The following is a 19,437-nucleotide window of genomic DNA, read 5'->3' as shown; positions in this document are numbered from 1 at the left end:
CCTACACGTTATTTGCATATTTATTACTCCCTATGAAGAAGTGCTGTCATTACTGGTTGGTAGCGATCCTGTTGCTGCTGCCACTTAGTGGATTTGTCAACGAATCTGATTTATATAGTGTACGGTTAAATGCTGCCAACATTGATCCGGATAAAGTTTTCCTGCTGATAGACAAGAGCGATTATCGTTTGTATGTATATGAAGATGTGACGTTGAGAAAAATCTACAAAGTGGTATTTGGTAACCGCGACCAAACAGACAAACAAGTTGAAGGTGATCGCAGGACGCCTGAAGGTACCTTCCATATTTTAAGTAAAAGAGTAGATAAGAGCTGGAGTCGGTTTATGCTGCTGGATTATCCCAATGAGGATTCCTGGCAGAAATTCCATCAACGGCAATCCGAAGGCATGGTATCTACTGAAGCCAGTATTGGTGGGGCTATCGGCATTCATGGAGTAGAATATAACTCTGGTATCCGGGATAATTATGTAGAAGGCAGAATTAACTGGACGCTGGGTTGTATCAGCATGAAAAATGCGGATGTGAATGAATTGTACGATGTCCTGAAAGTAGGCACACCGGTAGTGATACGCCGGTAAGATTTTTGTGGATAATTCAACAGGTGACTCCGGGTGGCAGCCAACCGTTGTAATTTAGCAACAGAACAGATACGGCATCTAGTGGCGCAGTTTTACTGCACCATGACTCAAATATAAAATCGGCGGGTCAGATCCTGTGAAGAGCGCGCTCCACTCGTATGGTGCGCGCTTTTTTATTGCAGGAAAGCGGTGACTTCCTTCATCCAAACAGCGGAGTCTTTCCCACAAAAGGACTGGTGGCCGGCGTTGGGGAAAATGTGCAGCTTTTTCTGCCGGGTACCTAAATTTGAAAATACGGCCTGCGTTTCGCCGGGCAAAACGCGGATGTCTTGCCGGCCGTAGAAATATAATACCGGCATATGTATTTGCCTGGCATAGCTTTCTGGCTGGTAGCCCGGTCCCCAGAAGCCTTGCTCTACACCCCCCCAGAAAGTAAGCAGCTGCGAAAGAGGGGAGGCGGGCAGGTGCACAGCGCGCATACGGCTTTTTACTGCATCTGTAAGTGATGCAAAAGGGCATTGAAGGATTACTTTTTGAGGGGTGAGGCCATACTCCGGCACCGCCTTTAAAATGGCAGCAGCGCCCATGCTCACGCCCCACAATACTATTGGCCGGTTACTCTTTTGCTGTACATAATCCCAGGCCAGCTTTACGTCTTCAGCTTCTTTAAATCCCACACTGCAGGTATACCCCTCACTATTGCCATGCGCCCGGAAATCGAGTAAGAAGGTGTTATAGCCCAGTTCCCGGAAGCGATTAGCTTCCGGAAAGAGAGAACCCTTGTTGCCATTATAACCATGAAACAGGATAACGGTGCCTTTAGGCGCTTTAACAGGTATCCACCAGCCTTCCAGCCGCAACCCTTTTTTTGTGTGCAGGAGCACTGTTTCAAAGGGGACAGCAGGGCGTGCTGTTGTTACCGACTTAGCAATGCTAACGCCAAACAGGATGGTGCGTATTTTTTCTCCGGTGCTCATTTGTTCCGGCAGCTTATTGCGGCGGCCTCCTGCATCGTAAAAATGCGTGAATTTCCAGGCATGGAATGCTGCAGTTATGTTGAGTAGCAGGAACAGGAAAAGACAGGTCCAGGCTGCCTTTTTGAGAAAACGTTTCATGCCGGGGGTATTCATTTATGACGAAGGGATGCAGAAATAAATTCCTGCATCCCTTGTCGAAAAATCTAAGAATAATTTACAGTTTGCCGACCTTGATTTCTTCTACCACTGATGGATCCAGCAGGGTAGAGATATCACCTAAATTATCCAGGTCGTTTTCAGCAATTTTGCGCAGGATGCGGCGCATGATTTTGCCGGAGCGGGTTTTAGGTAAACCGCTTACAATCTGGATTTTATCTGGTTTGGCAATAGGTCCGATGATACGGGCCACTGTTTGAGCAATATCTTTTTTAGTCAGTTCCAGATCATGTGTGAGTCTTTCCATGATCACGTAAGCATAAATGCCCTGACCTTTAATGTCGTGAGGATAGCCAACTACAGCGCTTTCCACTACGCCGGAGTGCATGTTGATGGCGTTTTCCACTTCCGCAGTACCAATACGGTGACCGCTTACATTGAGTACATCATCTACGCGGCCGGTGATTCTGTAGTAGCCGTCTTCATCTCTGAGACAGCCATCGCCGGTGAAGTAGAGATTTTCGTAAGTAGAAAAATAGGTTTTACGGAAACGGTCATGATCGCCGTAGGTGCTGCGCAGCATACCCGGCCATGGGAACTTAATACAGAGGTTACCGCTTACGCCGTTGCCCTGTAGTTCTTTACCATTTTCATCAACCAGTATAGGTTGTACACCTGGCAGTGGCAGGGTGGCATAACCTGGTTTTTCTTTGGTGATGCCAGCAATCGGAGTGATCATAATACCACCGGTTTCTGTTTGCCACCAGGTATCTACGATCGGGCACCTGCCTTTACCGATATTGTCTTTAAACCAATGCCATGCTTCCTCATTGATTGGTTCGCCTACGCTACCCAGTTTTTTGAGGGAGCTGAGATCTTTATGGTTAACGGGTCCCAGGCCGAAGCTCATCAGGCTGCGTATGGCAGTGGGAGCGGTATATAATATGTTTACCCTGAATTTATCTACAATTTCCCACAGTCTGCCTGCATCCGGATAGGTAGGCACCCCTTCAAACATGAGGGTGGTGGCGCCTGCGCTGAGCGGGCCATAGGCAATGTAGCTGTGTCCTGTGATCCAGCCAATATCGGCAGTACAGAAGTATACCTCGCCTGGCTGATACTGGAAGGTGTTTACGAAGGTGTAGTTGGCATATACCATGTAGCCGGCACAGGTGTGTACCACGCCTTTAGGTTTGCCGGTAGATCCGGAAGTATAGAGGATGAAGAGCAGATCTTCTGCATCCATTTCTTCAGCCGGGCAGGGCGGGTTGCCCATCGTTTCTACCTGTTTAATTTCATCTTCCCACCACAGGTCTCTGCCTTTCAGCATACTCACCGGAGTGCGGGTACGGGTACATACGATTACTTTTTTTACAGATGGGCAGGCCATCAGTGCATCGTCCATGACTGATTTCAATGGAATATCCTTTGCACCGCGGTAAGCGCCATCGCAGGTAATTACCAGGCTGCATTGCGCATCCTGTATCCTGTCTGCAATAGATTGGGCACTGAAGCCACCAAACACCACGGAGTGAACGGCACCTATACGGGCGCAGGCCAGTATAGAAATCGCCAGTTCAGGGATCATTCCCATGTATATACACACACGATCTCCTTTCTTAACGCCATTGTTCTTCAGCACATTCGCAAACTGGCAAACCTTATTGTATAAGTCGCGGTAAGTGATAATGCGATGGTGTTCTTCCGGATCATTAGGCTCCCAGATAATAGCGGGGGTATTGCCCAATGTTCCCAGGTGACGATCCAGACAGTTTTCTGTGATGTTCAGTTTAGCACCGGTAAACCATTTGATTTCCGGGTCTTTAAAATTCCAGTCCAATACCTTATCCCACTTGCGACGCCAGTAAAAATGGTCTGCAACGTTGGCCCAGAAACCTTCCGGGTCAATTACACTTTGTTGATAAGCCTGCTGATAATCTTCAATACTCTTGATCTGGTATGGGTACGACATAGCACCGTAATTGTTTATTGGTTAAGTACAAGCATTTTACTAACGGGGTTTAAATTTAAGAAAAACCAGATGGTTTAGTAGAAATAATCTAAAAATTCATGTTAAAAGCAGATTATTTTTCAACATATGATCGCAGGTATTTGTAAATATCCGCTTCTTTGGGATCAGCCGGGTTGCCTGCTTTCATGAAGCGTTTATAGTAGACGGTAGCCTGTTGTTTATTATTAAGATTCACTTCATAAATACGACCAATGCGGTACTGGTGCAGAGGTTGATGGAAAAGATAATATGCGGTATCAAGATTGGCTACTGCGGATTTGTATTGACGGAGGCCTTCATAATTGGCCGATTTACCGCTGTAATAGCTATCCATGCTTTTGGAGGTGGCGAGGTCAATGCAGAGTTGTAACAAATCATTGCTGGCAGTATAATTTTTTAGCTCTGTATATGCCATGGCTGCGTAATACATGATATTCTCTGATTGTGCGTTGCTGGCACGGAGGTATTCATATATGGCAATGCACTGCTGATATTGTTTAAGTGTGTACCAGGCGGCGGAGACGAAACTAAACGTATTGGGAGAAAGGATATGCATATTCATGAGCTGATTCCCCAGGGTAGTACAGCGCTTATAATCTTTCAGGAACCAGGCGGATCTTACGGCGGTCATAATCACCTGTGGCTGCAGGGAGTCTGATTGCAGGAAGGAGCGGAGAATGCTGTCTGCTGTTGTATAATGCTGTCTGTCTATCCATTCTTCGCCCAGGCGTGCTGTTACTTTAGGGTCAGCTTGATTGAGTACATATGCTTTTTGCAGCCATACAAATCCGGTATCCGGCTGCTGTGCGGCAAAACAGGCAAAGCTGAGCTGTTTATAAGCATTGGCGTTGGTGGGTTGCAGGCGGATGATTGCCTGGTAATGAAGAATAGCAGGTAGCGGACTTTCCATTTGCATCCATATACTGGCAAGATATTGATGGGCCACCACATTGTTACTATCCAGTTGCAGTACTTTCTCATACTTTCTGACGGCATCCTTTGTTTTGCCTGACAGGTAATAAGTATAGGCCAGCAATGATAATTGGGGAATATCGTTTTCATCTACCCTTGGCTGTAAGTAGCTGATGGCGCTTTCATACTGCTGGTTCTGCAGGTATTCCATCAGTTGGGTACGATCTATAGATTGCTGGGCCAATGCAGATTGAAGGGTAATGGTCAGGATGATGATTGCAAGGGAGCGGGTTAAGAGTTGATGCATAATAAGGCGTTTTATAACCTTAAAACTAAGAATTTAGTTTTAAAAAGAAAAACTTAGTTGATTGATCTCATAAAATAATAAAGCCTTGTAAACCCGGGGCAGGGAACAAGGCTTTACTATTGCAAACATACTTTTCGGAAAATGTTTCTACAGACAGGGGATGAAATATAACAGTGGTTATTTGGAAGTTTTCTTGTATTTCTCCAGGTATTCATCGCCTGCGGCATATACTTCTTCCATGATTTCAATGATTTTTTGTTTTTCCGCATTACTGAGTGCAGGAATTACTTTTCCTTTCTCGTTTGGATTGGGCTTATCTCTTCCGCGCATTTTGCGATAGAAAGTAGGGGTACTCCAGTTACATTCTTCACATACTCTTTCCCTGAAACGAACTGGTAACCCGGAGAGTTGCGTGTGGATGTCAAGGAGAACATTTAGTGGTTCTTTAGTCATAGTGGGTATTGTTTTCTGTATGATTGGATATGGTTAACAAATGCAATTGTGTCAAATTGAAACATGTGTAAAAAGTATCATTTAGTGTAAGCAAATATATTTATAATCATGCAATTTATAATTATAAAATTTTACTTTCTTTAAAAAAAATAATAAATCATGTAACCCACTATGGTAAAGTATTTCGGCGAATTTTATTTCTATTGTTTTACACAATAATTGAAGTGCATTTGAATAGGATTATCAGTATCGTTTTTGCGTGTTCAAATTGAGAAATATTTATCATTATTTTTCTGCGTATATCCTTTACAGTTAGACGAAGTAATTATCAGCCAGGGCTGTTTACAGACTCATATTTTTTTCGTTAAATTGATATTTTTATTTACAGAATGAAATATTAATTGTTAAATTATACGGTAATACGACAGGTCAGTCCTGTATGTAGCATCATAATTTAAAATGTAAAGGATGCAGTCGAGCCTGATACACATGGGACAACGGTTGAAACAGATCTTGAAGCAGAAGAAAATTAAGATAGTGGATTTCGCAGCTATGGCTGGTTTTACAAACCAGATCGCACACTATCACTTGCGTAAAAGTGATATGAAAAGGGCCACTATGGAACGTTTTTGCGCCCTTATCGGCATTTCTGCGGACGAATTTATGAGATGGAATGGCGCTATGCAGCTGACCAATGGTAAAAATATACACCATGGCGACCGGCTGCAGAATGTGATCGCAGAGAAAGGTCTGAATAAGAGTAAACTCGCCGGCCGGCTGGATATGAGCCGCCGCACGATGTATAACCTTTTTGAAAAAGAGAGCTTCTCCCCGGATGAACTGGATCGCGTATCCAAAGGACTGGATATGAGTGTGGACGCCTTTCTGAATCCAGGCGTAGTCCAGGAATCAAGGAGTACTGATAGCGAAGAAATGATGTTATTAAGAGAGAAGTATTACAAACAGCTGGAAGAGTATAACCAACTGTTGAAAAGCCATGCTGCCCTGAGAGATGAACTCGTTCAAACAAAGAAAGAACTGAGTGCCTGCCGCAAACAACTCGATTAAAAATGGGGAGCAATGTATTATAATGATATTTGTTGATAGCTTAGCCCGGCTCTTTTTTAAAATGTAACAGATGAAGCCCTTTTTTGAGAATTAATATTTTTATAGGAACTGAAAAATATTACATTTGTATACTTAAGATTTCCCCAATTCTTCACCAAAACAGGAGTAATATACATGTCAGTTCCATATTATATCCATGCAGGCGCCAGGTTAAGGCGTATTTTAAGACAGAAAGAAATAGTTATCCTGCATTATGCTAAAAAAGCAGGACTTACTCCACAGGGATTATATCGTTATTTTTCTCAGGCAGTGATTAAAAGAGAAAAGCTGGAAGTATTGCTGGATGCGGTACCTATTACCTTCACGGATTTTTATCATTGGAATTCACTGGATGAAAATTCGTTGCACCAGGGAGAACTACTGCTTTTATATCTCGCCCAACATAAAATAAAAGTAAAACAACTGGCAGATCAGTTGCAGTTGCCCGTAAATGAAATGTATGACTGGTTCGATTGTACCTGTTTCAGCGAAGCCCAGCTACAGCAATTGTATACCGGATTGCTGATAGCGCCGGCATACTTTACTGATCCGCAGGCCGGGAAACCACAAATTAACTGGGAGCAGGCTTACCTGGATAAATGTATGGAAGTACAGCAGTACGTTCGCAAGGTGAATACCCTGGAGAAAAAGATGAATGCCAGGTAAGCCGGTCGCCTTATATCGCTTCCACTGAACTTACTGCAAAATATTCCGCTACTTCTTCCCAGCTGTTCACTCTTTTGTAATCAGTCAGGGGTAAGTTGTGCGGTGCTGTAAACAGTATGGGAGTGCCTTTAAAGTAACTCAGGTTTTTGTCGTGGTCATCAATCATGTAATCTGCTTCTACAATGGTTTTGGAGCCGCAGAATACGATATTGCGCCAGCTGATAAAAGGAAAATGTTCGTTCAGCCATGCCAGCTTTTCTGCCAGTGAAAAAGGGAACTCCATGGCGGCAGATACAATGAATACTTCATGTTTTTCCGCCAAAGCTTTTACCACTTCCTGGCTGCCTGCCATTACCGGTATATTCCTGAAAAATCCGGGAGCACTTAATAATTTGTGAGCTACCCCTTCCGGGAATGCACTGCCTTCCGGTACATTATTTAAACGCTCCGGATCCACTACTTCACCATATTCTTTCGCATATACGTCCAGCAGATGTTGTGTGAGGTCTGCCATTACATTGTCCATGTCGATTGCTATTCTTGCCATATTTTGCTGTTTGTTGCAAAGTTATGCGATATTCTGCAAATTATTGCATAATCTTTCATAATATTGCATAAAATAGCATGAGCATGTTGAAAGAAGAAAGGCTGGACTATATCCTGAAAAAGCTGCAAACGGATCATAAAGTGCTGCAAACAGAGCTTAGCACGGACTTACAGGTATCTGAAGACACCGTTCGGAGGGACCTTGAATCGCTGGCGCTAAACGGGCAGCTGATCAAAGTAAGGGGAGGGGCCATCCCACATTCCCCCAATCCTTATTCTTTCAAGGAACGTATTCAATACCATGAAGACGATAAGAAGCATATCGCCAGCAAAGCACTGACCTATCTGCATAACGGGCAAACCATTATCCTCGATGGCGGTACTTCCACACTCATGCTGGCCAAGTTATTTCCCGCTAATCTGCATATCAGGGTCATCACCAACAGTGTACCCATTGTGGCACAACTGATAGAACATCCTGTTATTGAAGTGATCTTCACCGGTGGATTGATCGGTAAGGATTCCCAAACAGCTGGAGGGATGGATACTATTCGTATGCTGGAGAAATTACGTGCAGACATTTGTTTCCTTGGGATCTGCAGCCTGCATCCGGATGCGGGTGTTACCGGACTTGATCTGGGAGAAGCAGATGTGAAAAGCGCGATGGTGGGATCAGCCAACAAAACAATCGCACTGGCCACCAGCGATAAAATGGGCACCGCAGAGCCTTTTAAAGTATGTGATATTACAGGACTGGATACCATCATCACAGATAATCCCGACCTGCCTTCACTGAAACCATATATAAACCTGGGTATTCAGGTAATTTAATCAGTTTAATTTTTATCTTAACCGAAGATGTTACAGGATCTATCGATGGTGATGATTAATAAGAGAGCCATCCGCATTGCGGTAAGTGCCTTATTTTTTCTTACAGGTTTATGTTTTGCGAGCTGGGCGTCGCGTATTTCGGACATTCAGCAAAGCCTTCGGCTGAACGATGCCGGGCTAGGTAGTCTATTGCTGGCGCTGCCTGTGGGTTCCGTTATTTCTCTTCCCGTTTCTGGTGTGCTGATATCCAAATATGGCAGCCGGCAGGTACTGCTCGTTGCGGCAGTGGCTTACGCCGCAGTGTTGCCAACATTAGGACTGGCCACTACTTCCTGGGAATTGAGCATATTCCTGGTGCTCTTTGGGTTTTGTGGTAACATGGCCAACGTAGCGGTAAACACACAGGCCGTTGGTGTAGAAGCCATCTACAGCCGGTCTATTATGGCATCCTTCCATGGATTGTGGAGTGTAGCCGGATTTACAGGCGCCTCTTTTGGTGGCTGGATGTCGGGATTGCACCTGGCGCCGGTGTATCATTTTCTGATTGTTGCGGTGGTCTCCTGGACTATCATCCTGTTGACCATGAACCGGCTGATAACACGCGTACCCAATGAAAATAATGCTCCTGTCTTATTTGCAAGGCCGGATAACCTGTTGTTGGTGCTGGGCATTATTGCCTTGTGTTCTATGATCTGTGAAGGGACGATGTTCGACTGGAGCGTGATATATTTCAGACGGGTAATTGGTTTGAGTGATCGTCTTTCCGGTTTCGGTCTCGTAACATTTATGAGCACCATGGCTGCAGGGCGTTTTGTAGCAGATTACCTGACCACAAAATTTGGGGTTAAAAAGATGTTGCTGGGCAGTGGTTTCCTGACAGCATCCGGTTTACTCGTGGCCGTTATTTTTCCTTATTTTCTTTCTGCTGCATTTGGTTTCATGCTGGTAGGAGCCGGCGTATCCGCTGTGGTGCCATTGGTGTACAGCGCCGCTGGAAAATCAAAGACTGTACCTCCGGGCATGGCCATTGCCACGGTATCTACCATCGGATTTTTAGGCTTCCTGTGCGGACCTCCATTAATCGGATTTGTGGCGCAGGCGACCAGTCTGGGTATTGCCTTCTCCATGATTGCAGTAATGGGAGCAGCTATTGCGGTAATGTCTTCCAGAATAAAAGTATAACGATCAAACAGCCACTGCTTCGTTTTTATGGGGCAGTGTGCTGAAAGAAATTTCCTCTTCGCGATGATCTATCATCAGCCAATAGTGTCCTTTACTATCACTCAGCTCCGGCTGTTGCATGCCTGCGAGCGCAGTGAGTAAGGCTTCCGGCGGATGATCAAATGATACCAGCCGTATAAGCGGATGCAAGGCCAGTTCATTAACGGGTGTATCCAACAATGCTTCTCTCGGTAAAAAATTCAATTCATTAATTGCCAGTTCCATGGCTACAATCTCCCGCAGATAAGGATTTTCAAGGGAACCATTTTCAATTTTCTGTAGTAAGAATTCACCAAATATGGTGATCTCCCGCTTAAATTGCAGATCAGATTTGTTACTGATGCTCCAGAACTCCTCTGCCAGCGGTACTAAGGTATGGCCCAATAAAAAGCAGGTATAGGGAAGCATCGTATAAATAGGCGTAATCCTGTTTACACGATACAGGGTACAACTAACGGACATGCCGGGTTGGTGTACCACCGTTTGCAGGCGCGCTTTTTCGCGGGCGGTCAGCTCATACCGCGACAGTATAACAGTTGGGTCAGTACGCATCTGCAGGCATAATTGCGGGGAGGCAATCAGGTCTGTTAATGCTTTCTGAAATGATAAGAGTGACATATGTTTCAGGTATGATAAAGGTTCCAGGCTGCTTTCGCCCTGTTTAGTTCACGCGTAATGCCATCGAACTGCAACAGGTGAAAATAAGATTCATGAAACTCGAAAGTGATGCCGCACAAATTAGGCACTAACGGTAATGTATAATCGAGCAACTCCCATACCGCCTGTGGACAAGGTCCGGCGTGCGAATCGGTATACATGCCGCCAAGCTCATTTCCGCCTGCAATATGAATTTCAATGACTTTATCCAGATCCAGCTGTGCAATGAATTCTTTCGGATCAAAGTGATGATTCACCGCGTTCGTATATACGTTGTGTATATCCAGCAGCAATCCACAGGAGGTGTCGTGCGATAGCTCATTGAGAAAAGATGTTTCACTGAGTTCCTGATCCGGAAGATCAATAAAATAAACATTGTTCTCTACCAGGAAAGGTGTGGAGATAATGCGTTTAATAGCATTGATGCGACCACCTATCATGTCCAGTACTTCATAATCGTATGGTACGGGTACGGCCAGTCCTGCATTATGTTCTTCCTGTTGTTCGTTATGCACCTTTACAAAAGACAGGTGATCACTGTGCCATTTGAAGGCATAGCGGGTATGCCATTCTTTCATTTTTTGCAGATAGGTTTTATCGAAGATACCTGCACTGCCGAGGGAGTAGGAGATGTTGTGAGAAGTTAAAGGGTATCGGGCAGCAATTTTATCCAGCACTTTCATCCAGGATTCAATCTCTTCAAATCTTTCCTGCTGGCCATTTCCTCGGTCTGTCCAAAACATATCCGGGATAACTTCCACGTAGTCGCAGCTATCCGGACAGGCTTCCAGGTATAATTCAAGGGAAGGGTTATACAGCAGGCCTACGCCCAGTTGAGGAATAGTTTGCTGATAAAGATGCCCCACCCTGGCTGATGATATGACTTGTGACATGGTGAGAATGTTTAACAACCGTCCCGGTGGTGCCGGGACGGTATTACAGAATTAATGCTGGGCGACATTTTTGATGACAGCCATTTTATCCAGGTCTACTTTAATCACTTCTTCCAGTTTTTCCCGGATATTGAAGTGAACGCCGGATAAGCATGCCTGGCAGCCACGGGGATTAATTTGTTTGATCACCATAGATTGTAATTTGGTGATTTCTTCCAGTTTGGTGCCTTTGGGAACGGCGAGATCTACATGACCATTGTCACCGTAATGAACTTCAGCTGTACGCATGATGTTTTGATTTTTGGGGTGTAAAATGCTTGTGGAAAACAGATTGGAAATACTCCCTGCACGCAGGGCTGTTGTAGTTTTAGTGCCAGTCTTTTTGGGGTTGTACACGCAGTGTTTTTCTGCGGATAATAAAGTTAGGGGAATATAGCGAGAACTAGATAAGTATTTATACGGAAAATGGGGTGGTCAGCAGAAGTACCTGCTGACCACCATGCTCATCAATAAGCGGCTACGGCCTGTTCTATTGCCTGCTGTACAAACTGATTCAGGTTTAAATGCATTTGTTTGGAAGTATGTATTGCCTTTCGGTGTAGCTCCGGTGATATCCTGATGTTGAAAGAACCTTTTGCGGGCTTTAAGGGTTCTTTACCGGCTTTTTTGCAAAGTTCCACATAATCGTCAACAGCTTCTTCAAAGGATTTGTGTAAGTCTTTTACTGTGCTGGCCTCGAAGCTGATCAGATCATCTATTTCTTCAATCTTACCAAAGAATACATCGTCTTCTGCGCTGAAATGAACACTGCCCAGAAAGCCCTGGTATTGTAGCATGCCTTTTTTCTTCATAGTAGTTTGAAATTTTTTAATTCATTTATTAGTTGTGCTAACTGGTAACCCTTTAGAATGTTACCTGCGTGAGGTTTGTGTAACCTGAGAATTTGTTTCGTTGCGCTATTTATGAATGCCACCCTTGATCCTGATGTTTTGCCTGATGTTTCTTCTTCAAACCCGAAAGCTGCCATTAATTTTATTAATTCAGCATAAGTAAAGTCAACGGGTCTGGTTAATAGCCTGGCTATTAGTTTTTCTTTTTTAGACATGGGGGCAATGGATATTTACTTGCAATTTAGTTAAGACTTTCATTATTTGCAACTAAATTTTAGTTACAAATAATCATAAGCGTATTTCACGTTAGGATGTCCTTATAAGGTTACAATGTTTGGGTGGACACTTCAATAAATAGCATAAATATTTTATATAAAACTAAGTGTATTCAACCCGCTCCACAAAAAAACTTCCCCCCAAACAAAATTAATTTCGCTTTATAAATTTCAAATCCCGTAACTTTGCACGATTTTTTTGTTCCCTCATACGGCAGGAAAATCAATTTGGTTTTTCATTTTCAATAGATTACACAAATGCCAAAAGACTCATCTATCAAATCTGTACTCATTATCGGTTCTGGACCCATTATTATTGGTCAGGCTTGCGAATTTGACTATTCCGGTTCCCAGGCAGCACGTTCGCTGCGGGAAGAAGGAATTAAAGTGATTTTGATTAATTCCAACCCGGCCACCATCATGACGGATCCTATGATGGCCGATAAGGTTTATTTGCTGCCGCTGACCGTGGAAAGCATTGAGCAGATTCTGGAAGAAAACCAGATAGATGCCGTATTACCCACTATGGGCGGCCAAACTGCGCTGAACCTTTGTAAGGAAGTAGACGAACTGGGAATTTGGGAAAAGTACAATGTTCGCCTGATTGGTGTAGACATCAAAGCCATCGACAAAGCGGAAGACCGTGAACAGTTCCGTCAGTGGRTGATCCAACTGGGTATACCGGTTGCTCCTGCCAGAACAGCTAACTCCTACCTCGAAGGAAAAGAGTTTGCACAGGAAATAGGATTCCCGCTGGTAATCCGTCCTTCCTTTACCCTGGGTGGTACAGGTGGTGGATTTGTACACAGCAAAGACGACCTGGACGAAGCCCTGGACCGTGGTTTGAAAGCTTCTCCCATTCACGAAGTACTGGTAGAAAAAGCTGTACTCGGATGGAAAGAATACGAACTGGAACTGTTGCGTGATAAAAATGATAACGTTGTTATCATCTGTACCGTAGAAAACCTGGATCCAATGGGTATTCACACCGGGGATTCTATCACCGTGGCGCCTGCCATGACCCTGAGCGATACCGCTTTCCAGGACATGCGTAACAAAGCCATGATGATGATGCGTGACCTCGGCAACTTCGCTGGTGGTTGTAACGTACAGTTTTCCCTGAATCCGGAAAACGAAGAGCTGATCGCGATTGAAATCAATCCGCGTGTAAGCCGTTCTTCTGCACTCGCTTCCAAAGCTACCGGTTACCCGATCGCTAAAATTGCCGCTAAACTGGCCATAGGTTATACATTGGATGAACTGGAAAACCAGATCACCAAAACAACTTCCGCCTTCTTCGAACCTGCGCTGGATTACGTGATCGTAAAAATGCCACGCTGGAACTTCGATAAATTCAAAGGAGCTGATGACACCCTGGGACTGCAAATGAAATCAGTAGGAGAGGTAATGGCTATTGGCCGGACTTTCCCTGAAGCGCTGCAGAAAGCCTGCCAGAGCCTCGAAAACGATGCACTCGGTTTGGGCTACTACGGTAAATCACTCATGAAGAGCGAACAACTGGTAGAAAAATTAAAGCGTCCTACCTGGGATCGTATATTCCGTATCAAAGATGCTTTGATGGCAGGAGTATCCGTAAAACATATTCACCAGTTGACTTATATCGATCGTTGGTTCCTTCACCAGATACAGGATATCGTAAACCTGGAGAAACAATTACTGGAACACGATCTGCAGAGCGTTCCGCTGGAAATGCTGAAAGATGCCAAGAAAATGGGCTTCTCCGATGCACAGCTGTCTATCCTCTTCGCTGATTGCGACGAAGATGAAGTATATGCTAAACGTAAAGAACTGGGCATCCGCCGCACGTTCAAGATGGTAGATACCTGTAGCGCAGAGTTTGAAGCTAAAACACCTTACTTCTATTCTACCTTCGATACCGAAAACGAAAGTATCAGAACGGAGAAGAAAAAGATCATCGTACTCGGTTCTGGTCCTAACAGGATTGGTCAGGGTATTGAGTTCGACTACTGTTGTACACACGGCTTGCAGGCGATCCAGGATTGTGGCTATGAAGCAATCATGGTAAACTGTAACCCTGAAACTGTTTCCACCGACTTTGATATGGCTGATAAGCTGTACTTCGAGCCGGTGTTCTGGGAAAACCTGTGGGAAATCATTGAGCTGGAAAAACCAGAAGGAGTGATTGTTCAGCTGGGTGGCCAAACCGCACTGAAACTCGCAAAACGCCTGGAAGAGAAAGGAGTAAAGATCATTGGTACTTCTTTCGATAACATGGACATTGCAGAAGATCGTGGTCGTTTCTCCGACATGCTGAAAGAACTGGGTATCCCTTATCCTAAGTATGGTACGGCTTACAACACAGATGATGCGATTGATGTGGCGAAAGAAGTTGGTTATCCTGTACTGGTGCGTCCTTCCTATGTATTAGGTGGTCAGCGTATGAGGATAGTGATCAACGAAGAGGAGCTGGAAGAATCTGTACTGAGTTTGCTGAGACATTTACCTGGTAACAAAATATTGATTGATCACTTCCTGGATCGTTGCCAGGAGGCGGAAATAGATGGTATTTTTGATGGTGATGAGTTTCATGTAATGGGTGTGATGGAACATATTGAACCGGCTGGTATTCACAGTGGCGATAGCCATGCGTTGCTGCCAGCTTTCAACCTGTCGCCGATCGAAGTAACCACCATGGAATACTACGCGGAAAAGATTGCACGCGCGCTGAATATCAAAGGCCTGATCAACATTCAGTTTGCCATTAAAGATGGTAAAGTGGCTGTGATTGAAGCTAATCCACGTGCCTCCCGTACTACACCGTTTATCGCCAAAGCTTACCAGGTGCCTTATCTGAACATCGCTACCAAAGTGATGATCGGCGCCAATAAGCTGAAAGATTTTACCATTGAAAAGAAACTCACAGGCTTTGCTATCAAGGAGCCGGTGTTCTCTTTCAATAAGTTCCCAGGCGTGAATAAAGAGCTCGGACCTGAAATGAAATCAACTGGTGAGGCGATCCGCTTTATTAAAGATCTGCGCGATCCTTACTTCAGACAGTTGTTCAAAGAAAAGAGCATGTATCTGAGCAAATAGCTTTTAGCAGTTAGCTTTTAGCAAAAAGCCATCGGAGCGTACTATCGTCGCTTCGATGGCTTTTGCGTTTTGTAACTAACTACTGATGGCTAAAAGCTAACAGCTATAAAATAACAGAGCCTGATAAAAATCAGGCTCCTTCTTTTCCCTCAAAATAACCATTAAAGACACGACTATTGAATCTTGATACAATTCAAATAGCGTGACCGGTAATGCAGTTTACAAATAATATTATATTTAAAAGAGATGTTAACTAATCAATAACAGATGCAGACATCTATAATATTTAATATATTCATTAATAATGTATTAAATAGTCGTTAATATTCGCTAGTTACCCTTCATTTTTAACTGTAAAGAGAAAGTTTTCAAGATATCATATAAAAATACTATCGATTGTTTTAACATTCTTAAAACACTTTTCGGGGGATTAAATGCGATGTTTGTTTTCTGATAAAAGTTAACCCCACATGCATTTTGAATCTACCATGTTTGTTGTCATGGTTTGGAAGCGTGTGCCTTTTTTGCGCATTCTCCTACCACTGCTTGCAGGAATAAGTTTACAGCTTTTTCTTTCCATGTTACCCATCTGCCTGTGGCTATTGGCGGGCATCAGTATCACCGGTATTTTGCTGTTTCGTTTTTTGCCGCTGCAATGGCGCTTTGCGATGGCCTGGATACCAGGTATCCTGATCTGCATGTTGTTAGGCAGTTGTGGCGGCCTGTTATTATACAAGGCAGACATCCGCCATCAGCAAGGCTTCTTTGGGCATACTGTTACTGATTCTTCCCTGCTTTTACTTCGGATCAATGAACCCTTAGAGGAAAAGGCCCGCACCTTTAAAACAACTGCTAAAGTTATTGCCATCTATGATCATGGTAAATGGATGCCGGTAAAAGGCTATTTGCTGCTCTATTTTGCCAAAGATAGCACTTTGCCTTGCTTAAGGTACGGTGATGAGGTGATTGCCGGGAAACGCCCTGAAATGATTAAAAATAACGGGAACCCCGGAGGATTCGATTATCAGCAGTATTGTATGACCCAGCAACTCTATCAACAGCTTTACCTGCGTACCACCGACTTTTACAAACTACCACACAACCGCGGCAACCCGGTGAACAGGCTATTACTAAAAGCCAGGGATTATTGTCTGGATAACCTCCGGCAATATATCGGAACAGGGCAGGAGGCCGGCATGGCCGAAGCCCTGTTAATCGGTTATCGCCTGGACCTGGATAAAGCAGTGGTGCAAACCTATAGCAACACCGGCATCGTACATGTGATTGCGATTTCAGGCATGCACCTCGCGCTGCTGTACGGCACATTGCTGTGGYGCCTGAAATGGCTGCCCGCACATAAATGGTCCAACATTGTGAAAACAGTTATCATACTGGGTGTGCTGTGGGGATTTGCGTTTCTCACTGGTGCTTCTGCTTCTGTGCTTCGTTCTGCGGTAATGTTTACCGGTATTACGATTGGTCGTTTTGTACTGGAACGCTATAGCAGTATTTACAATACACTGGCAGCATCTGCATCCGTATTATTATGCTTTAATCCCTACCTGGCCATAGATGCAGGTTTTCAGCTCTCCTACCTGGCAGTACTGAGTATCCTGCTTTTTTATCCACCACTTTATCAGCTTTGGGAGATGAAAAGAAAATGGGCAGACCTGATCTGGCAAATGGTGGCCCTGTCGCTCGCTGCCCAACTGATGACTACACCGGTGAGTTTATTTTATTTTCATCAGTTCCCCAATTACTTCCTGCTGGCCAATCTGGTAGCGGTGCCGTTATCTACGGTTATTATTTATGGAGAAGTCATCCTACTTTTCCTGGATCCCTTCCGGGTGCCGGCAGTATGGGCAGGGTACGCACTGAAGTTTCTGATCCGGGGTATGAATAGTTGCGTAAAATGGCTGGGCGAATTGCCTTATGCCCTGATCACCAACATTCATTGTTCATTGCTGCAAACCGGATTCCTGTATTTGTTCATAGCCGGACTGGCAGGGTGGTGGCTGACCCGGTGGCGTGGAGGCGCCTGGCTGGCTATCTTGAGTGTATGGGGATATCTGGCTTCCCGTGCATACTGGGTCACCCTCTGTAATACGCAGTGTAAAATGATTATTTATAACGTGCCAGCCTATACGGCCATCGACTGTATAAAAGGTAACCAGGTACAATTCACCGGCGATGATAGTGTTTGGCAACTGCCCATGGCACAACAACTCCTGAGTGCCAGAAATGATATGCGGGCGCATGCCGGTGACCCTGACAACTTTCAGCAGTATGGCCACTGTATCAGCTTCCAGGGCAAACGGTTATTGATTATAGACAGCACATTGTCTATGCATCTCCCGGAGAAAAAATTTAAAACAAACTATATTTTATTAACACATAATCCCCGGGTTGATATCAGGCAATTGAGTAGTCTTTATGAATATGATACGCTCATTTTTGCAGCATCTAACAGTATGTACAAAGTAGAGAAATGGAAAAATGTTTGTGATACCTCAGGGCAGAAGTACTACAGCATTGCAGAGCAGGGGGCTTTTATTTATAACTTCAGATGATAGATGCGAATGCAAAAAATGGGTCACGTCTCAAAGAGACGGACCCATTACGTCCTCGTATTAAATAAGCTACTGGTAATCTGACTACTGCTTCTTCTGCATTCTACTTTCCAGGGCATCAATTTTCTTCTGCATTTGGATCATATGCAGCGTCATTTCTTCCATTTTCTCTAATAGCTTCCTGTTCATTTCTCCCAGATCCACACCGTTTTCTTCCACTTCTTTAGCTGATGGCATATCGGGGAGATGCTTATTTGCTTTCACATACTTTTCTGTTTCAGAAAGAGGTGTGAGGGGATAGTCTTCACCGAATACATAATCAGGCCAGGGGTTGTTTTGCGTGACTTTTACTCTTCGCGCAGCGATAGTACCTTCTACAGCCAGCTTATTTGTGCCGGTAGTTATTGTTCCGATACCCACACTTCCTCCACCGGTGGCCATTATGATATTGCCTTTTGAAGCAGTATTCATATAAAGCTTATTATCGCTACCGGCAGCATTTGTTTCGAGCACCAGGTAGCCTTCATTGCTGCCGCGGATCCTTCCTCCGGTAGTGCCGCCAAAAGTAGTCCATTCGTTATACGAATTACCCAGTACTGCGGCTATTTTCAAACTATTGGCGGTGTCTGTTGGAGTCGCCATCACATGTAACGGGGCCTGAGGAGAATTAACATTGATACCCAGGCGCCCTGAATTATTGGTTCCTCCGTTTCCTAAAAGGGTAACGAGGCCACTAAATCTGTTCAAATAGCTTATCTGTGTTTTTTGAGTAGCAGTGCCTAAAATGTCCTCGTCAACAACACTCCAACCCTGGTAACTGGCAGGAACATCCATCGTCATGCCTTTAGCAAACGCTCTGACAGCAAAACGTTGATAATAATCTTTACTGTCTATGAAAATAACCACTTTCCCTCCTTCATTAGCAATGAACATGCGTGGTGTATAGGAACCAAACGAAGAAGCGCCCAATCGTGAGAAGGCATTATCATACACATAAAAATTAATGATGAGTCCAATGGCCTCACCAGTACCGAAATTATAACCCTCCATGATAATCGTAGGCATTTCCGCTCCGTTAGTAAAGGGCAGATTGGTTTTAATCTTAACACCATTAGCGGGTGTACTATTTTTGAAATAGGTGATTACCGTATCACAAACAACCTGCGCTTTCACACTGGAAAGCAGGCATAGCAGGGCAAACAACAAAACAATTCTTTTCATATAGGGATGTAAATTTTAGACGGGTACAGAACTATTGGAATAACTACGGATACTCATTGCAAAATATAAA

General features: G+C 44.3%; 18 protein-coding genes. 7 read left to right on the top strand and 11 right to left on the bottom strand.

The window, feature by feature from the left end:
• The first annotated feature begins 32 nt into the window (after positions 1-32).
• Positions 33-599, top strand: coding sequence for a L,D-transpeptidase family protein (locus AC1DP6_RS02565; protein ID WP_477053438.1), 567 nt, complete (start codon positions 33-35; stop codon positions 597-599).
• A gap of 173 nt (positions 600-772) precedes the next feature.
• On the opposite strand, the gene AC1DP6_RS02560 is transcribed toward AC1DP6_RS02565, so the two are convergent.
• The 4 genes from AC1DP6_RS02560 to AC1DP6_RS02545 form a co-directional block, all read right to left on the bottom strand.
• On the bottom strand, positions 773-1,714 hold the full coding sequence (locus AC1DP6_RS02560) for an alpha/beta hydrolase (RefSeq protein ID WP_477053437.1): 942 nt from the start codon (positions 1,712-1,714) through the stop codon (positions 773-775).
• Between the two features lie 76 nt (positions 1,715-1,790).
• Entirely contained in the window at positions 1,791-3,704 is a 1,914-nt protein-coding gene (gene acs / locus AC1DP6_RS02555; protein ID WP_441577663.1) for an acetate--CoA ligase, read from the bottom strand.
• A gap of 112 nt (positions 3,705-3,816) precedes the next feature.
• On the bottom strand, positions 3,817-4,962 hold the full coding sequence (locus AC1DP6_RS02550; protein WP_477053436.1) for a tetratricopeptide repeat protein: 1,146 nt from the start codon (positions 4,960-4,962) through the stop codon (positions 3,817-3,819).
• Positions 4,963-5,139: 177 nt separating this feature from the next.
• Positions 5,140-5,415: a hypothetical protein gene (locus AC1DP6_RS02545; RefSeq protein ID WP_477023685.1), complete on the bottom strand. Its 276-nt coding sequence runs from the start codon at positions 5,413-5,415 to the stop codon at positions 5,140-5,142.
• 468 nt (positions 5,416-5,883) lie between these two features.
• Between AC1DP6_RS02545 and AC1DP6_RS02540 the strand changes: the two genes are divergently transcribed.
• Together AC1DP6_RS02540 and AC1DP6_RS02535 are read left to right on the top strand one after the other, a co-directional pair.
• On the top strand, positions 5,884-6,483 hold the full coding sequence (locus AC1DP6_RS02540; RefSeq protein WP_477053435.1) for a helix-turn-helix domain-containing protein: 600 nt from the start codon (positions 5,884-5,886) through the stop codon (positions 6,481-6,483).
• Between the two features lie 174 nt (positions 6,484-6,657).
• Positions 6,658-7,188 (top strand): helix-turn-helix domain-containing protein, encoded by a 531-nt coding sequence (locus tag AC1DP6_RS02535; protein WP_477053434.1) that lies wholly within the window; start codon positions 6,658-6,660, stop codon positions 7,186-7,188.
• A 10-nt stretch (positions 7,189-7,198) separates the two neighbouring features.
• Here AC1DP6_RS02535 and AC1DP6_RS02530 read toward each other — a convergent pair whose 3' ends face one another.
• Positions 7,199-7,735: a 5' nucleotidase, NT5C type gene (locus AC1DP6_RS02530; protein WP_477053433.1), complete on the bottom strand. Its 537-nt coding sequence runs from the start codon at positions 7,733-7,735 to the stop codon at positions 7,199-7,201.
• A gap of 83 nt (positions 7,736-7,818) precedes the next feature.
• Between AC1DP6_RS02530 and AC1DP6_RS02525 the strand changes: the two genes are divergently transcribed.
• A complete protein-coding gene (locus AC1DP6_RS02525; RefSeq protein ID WP_477053432.1) occupies positions 7,819-8,565 on the top strand; it encodes a DeoR/GlpR family DNA-binding transcription regulator in 747 nt (248 codons plus the stop codon).
• Positions 8,566-8,592: 27 nt separating this feature from the next.
• Entirely contained in the window at positions 8,593-9,747 is a 1,155-nt protein-coding gene (locus tag AC1DP6_RS02520) for an MFS transporter (protein ID WP_477053431.1), read from the top strand.
• Positions 9,748-9,750: 3 nt separating this feature from the next.
• Here the strand turns inward: AC1DP6_RS02520 and AC1DP6_RS02515 are convergent, their stop codons facing one another.
• The 5 genes from AC1DP6_RS02515 to AC1DP6_RS02495 form a co-directional block, all read right to left on the bottom strand.
• Positions 9,751-10,404 (bottom strand): hypothetical protein, encoded by a 654-nt coding sequence (locus AC1DP6_RS02515; protein WP_477053430.1) that lies wholly within the window; start codon positions 10,402-10,404, stop codon positions 9,751-9,753.
• Between the two features lie 5 nt (positions 10,405-10,409).
• The gene (locus tag AC1DP6_RS02510; RefSeq protein WP_477053429.1) at positions 10,410-11,336 is read right to left on the bottom strand and encodes an MbnB/TglH/ChrH family RiPP precursor modification enzyme; all 927 of its coding nucleotides are present in this window, start codon (positions 11,334-11,336) and stop codon (positions 10,410-10,412) included.
• 51 nt (positions 11,337-11,387) lie between these two features.
• Positions 11,388-11,624, bottom strand: coding sequence for a hypothetical protein (locus AC1DP6_RS02505; protein ID WP_441577673.1), 237 nt, complete (start codon positions 11,622-11,624; stop codon positions 11,388-11,390).
• A 218-nt stretch (positions 11,625-11,842) separates the two neighbouring features.
• Positions 11,843-12,187, bottom strand: a complete 345-nt coding sequence (locus tag AC1DP6_RS02500) for a type II toxin-antitoxin system HicB family antitoxin (protein WP_477053428.1) — start codon at positions 12,185-12,187, stop codon at positions 11,843-11,845.
• Entirely contained in the window at positions 12,184-12,441 is a 258-nt protein-coding gene (locus AC1DP6_RS02495) for a type II toxin-antitoxin system HicA family toxin (RefSeq protein ID WP_477053427.1), read from the bottom strand. The genes AC1DP6_RS02500 and AC1DP6_RS02495 overlap by 4 nt, the downstream gene beginning before the upstream one ends.
• A gap of 318 nt (positions 12,442-12,759) precedes the next feature.
• Between AC1DP6_RS02495 and carB the strand changes: the two genes are divergently transcribed.
• Positions 12,760-15,576: a carbamoyl-phosphate synthase large subunit gene (carB, locus tag AC1DP6_RS02490; RefSeq protein ID WP_477053426.1), complete on the top strand. Its 2,817-nt coding sequence runs from the start codon at positions 12,760-12,762 to the stop codon at positions 15,574-15,576.
• Between the two features lie 470 nt (positions 15,577-16,046).
• Positions 16,047-18,146 (top strand): ComEC/Rec2 family competence protein, encoded by a 2,100-nt coding sequence (locus AC1DP6_RS02485; RefSeq protein WP_477053425.1) that lies wholly within the window; start codon positions 16,047-16,049, stop codon positions 18,144-18,146.
• A gap of 84 nt (positions 18,147-18,230) precedes the next feature.
• On the opposite strand, the gene AC1DP6_RS02480 is transcribed toward AC1DP6_RS02485, so the two are convergent.
• Positions 18,231-19,367, bottom strand: coding sequence for a hypothetical protein (locus tag AC1DP6_RS02480; protein ID WP_477053424.1), 1,137 nt, complete (start codon positions 19,365-19,367; stop codon positions 18,231-18,233).
• Positions 19,368-19,437 lie beyond the last annotated feature (70 nt).

This window comes from Chitinophaga sp. 01L420 (genome assembly GCF_056399985.1).
This window is presented reverse-complemented; position numbering and strand designations above follow the sequence as displayed.

Bases quoted from the DNA above. Each gene is read 5' to 3' on its own strand.
- AC1DP6_RS02565 (WP_477053438.1), top strand. From the start codon at position 33: ATGAAGAAGTGCTGTCATTACTGGTTGGTAGCGATCCTGTTGCTGCTG.
- AC1DP6_RS02560 (WP_477053437.1), bottom strand. From the start codon at position 1,714: ATGAAACGTTTTCTCAAAAAGGCAGCCTGGACCTGTCTTTTCCTGTTC.
- acs (WP_441577663.1), bottom strand. From the start codon at position 3,704: ATGTCGTACCCATACCAGATCAAGAGTATTGAAGATTATCAGCAGGCT.
- AC1DP6_RS02550 (WP_477053436.1), bottom strand. From the start codon at position 4,962: ATGCATCAACTCTTAACCCGCTCCCTTGCAATCATCATCCTGACCATT.
- AC1DP6_RS02545 (WP_477023685.1), bottom strand. From the start codon at position 5,415: ATGACTAAAGAACCACTAAATGTTCTCCTTGACATCCACACGCAACTC.
- AC1DP6_RS02540 (WP_477053435.1), top strand. From the start codon at position 5,884: ATGCAGTCGAGCCTGATACACATGGGACAACGGTTGAAACAGATCTTG.
- AC1DP6_RS02535 (WP_477053434.1), top strand. From the start codon at position 6,658: ATGTCAGTTCCATATTATATCCATGCAGGCGCCAGGTTAAGGCGTATT.
- AC1DP6_RS02530 (WP_477053433.1), bottom strand. From the start codon at position 7,735: ATGGCAAGAATAGCAATCGACATGGACAATGTAATGGCAGACCTCACA.
- AC1DP6_RS02525 (WP_477053432.1), top strand. From the start codon at position 7,819: ATGTTGAAAGAAGAAAGGCTGGACTATATCCTGAAAAAGCTGCAAACG.
- AC1DP6_RS02520 (WP_477053431.1), top strand. From the start codon at position 8,593: ATGTTACAGGATCTATCGATGGTGATGATTAATAAGAGAGCCATCCGC.
- AC1DP6_RS02515 (WP_477053430.1), bottom strand. From the start codon at position 10,404: ATGTCACTCTTATCATTTCAGAAAGCATTAACAGACCTGATTGCCTCC.
- AC1DP6_RS02510 (WP_477053429.1), bottom strand. From the start codon at position 11,336: ATGTCACAAGTCATATCATCAGCCAGGGTGGGGCATCTTTATCAGCAA.
- AC1DP6_RS02505 (WP_441577673.1), bottom strand. From the start codon at position 11,624: ATGCGTACAGCTGAAGTTCATTACGGTGACAATGGTCATGTAGATCTC.
- AC1DP6_RS02500 (WP_477053428.1), bottom strand. From the start codon at position 12,187: ATGAAGAAAAAAGGCATGCTACAATACCAGGGCTTTCTGGGCAGTGTT.
- AC1DP6_RS02495 (WP_477053427.1), bottom strand. From the start codon at position 12,441: ATGTCTAAAAAAGAAAAACTAATAGCCAGGCTATTAACCAGACCCGTT.
- AC1DP6_RS02480 (WP_477053424.1), bottom strand. From the start codon at position 19,367: ATGAAAAGAATTGTTTTGTTGTTTGCCCTGCTATGCCTGCTTTCCAGT.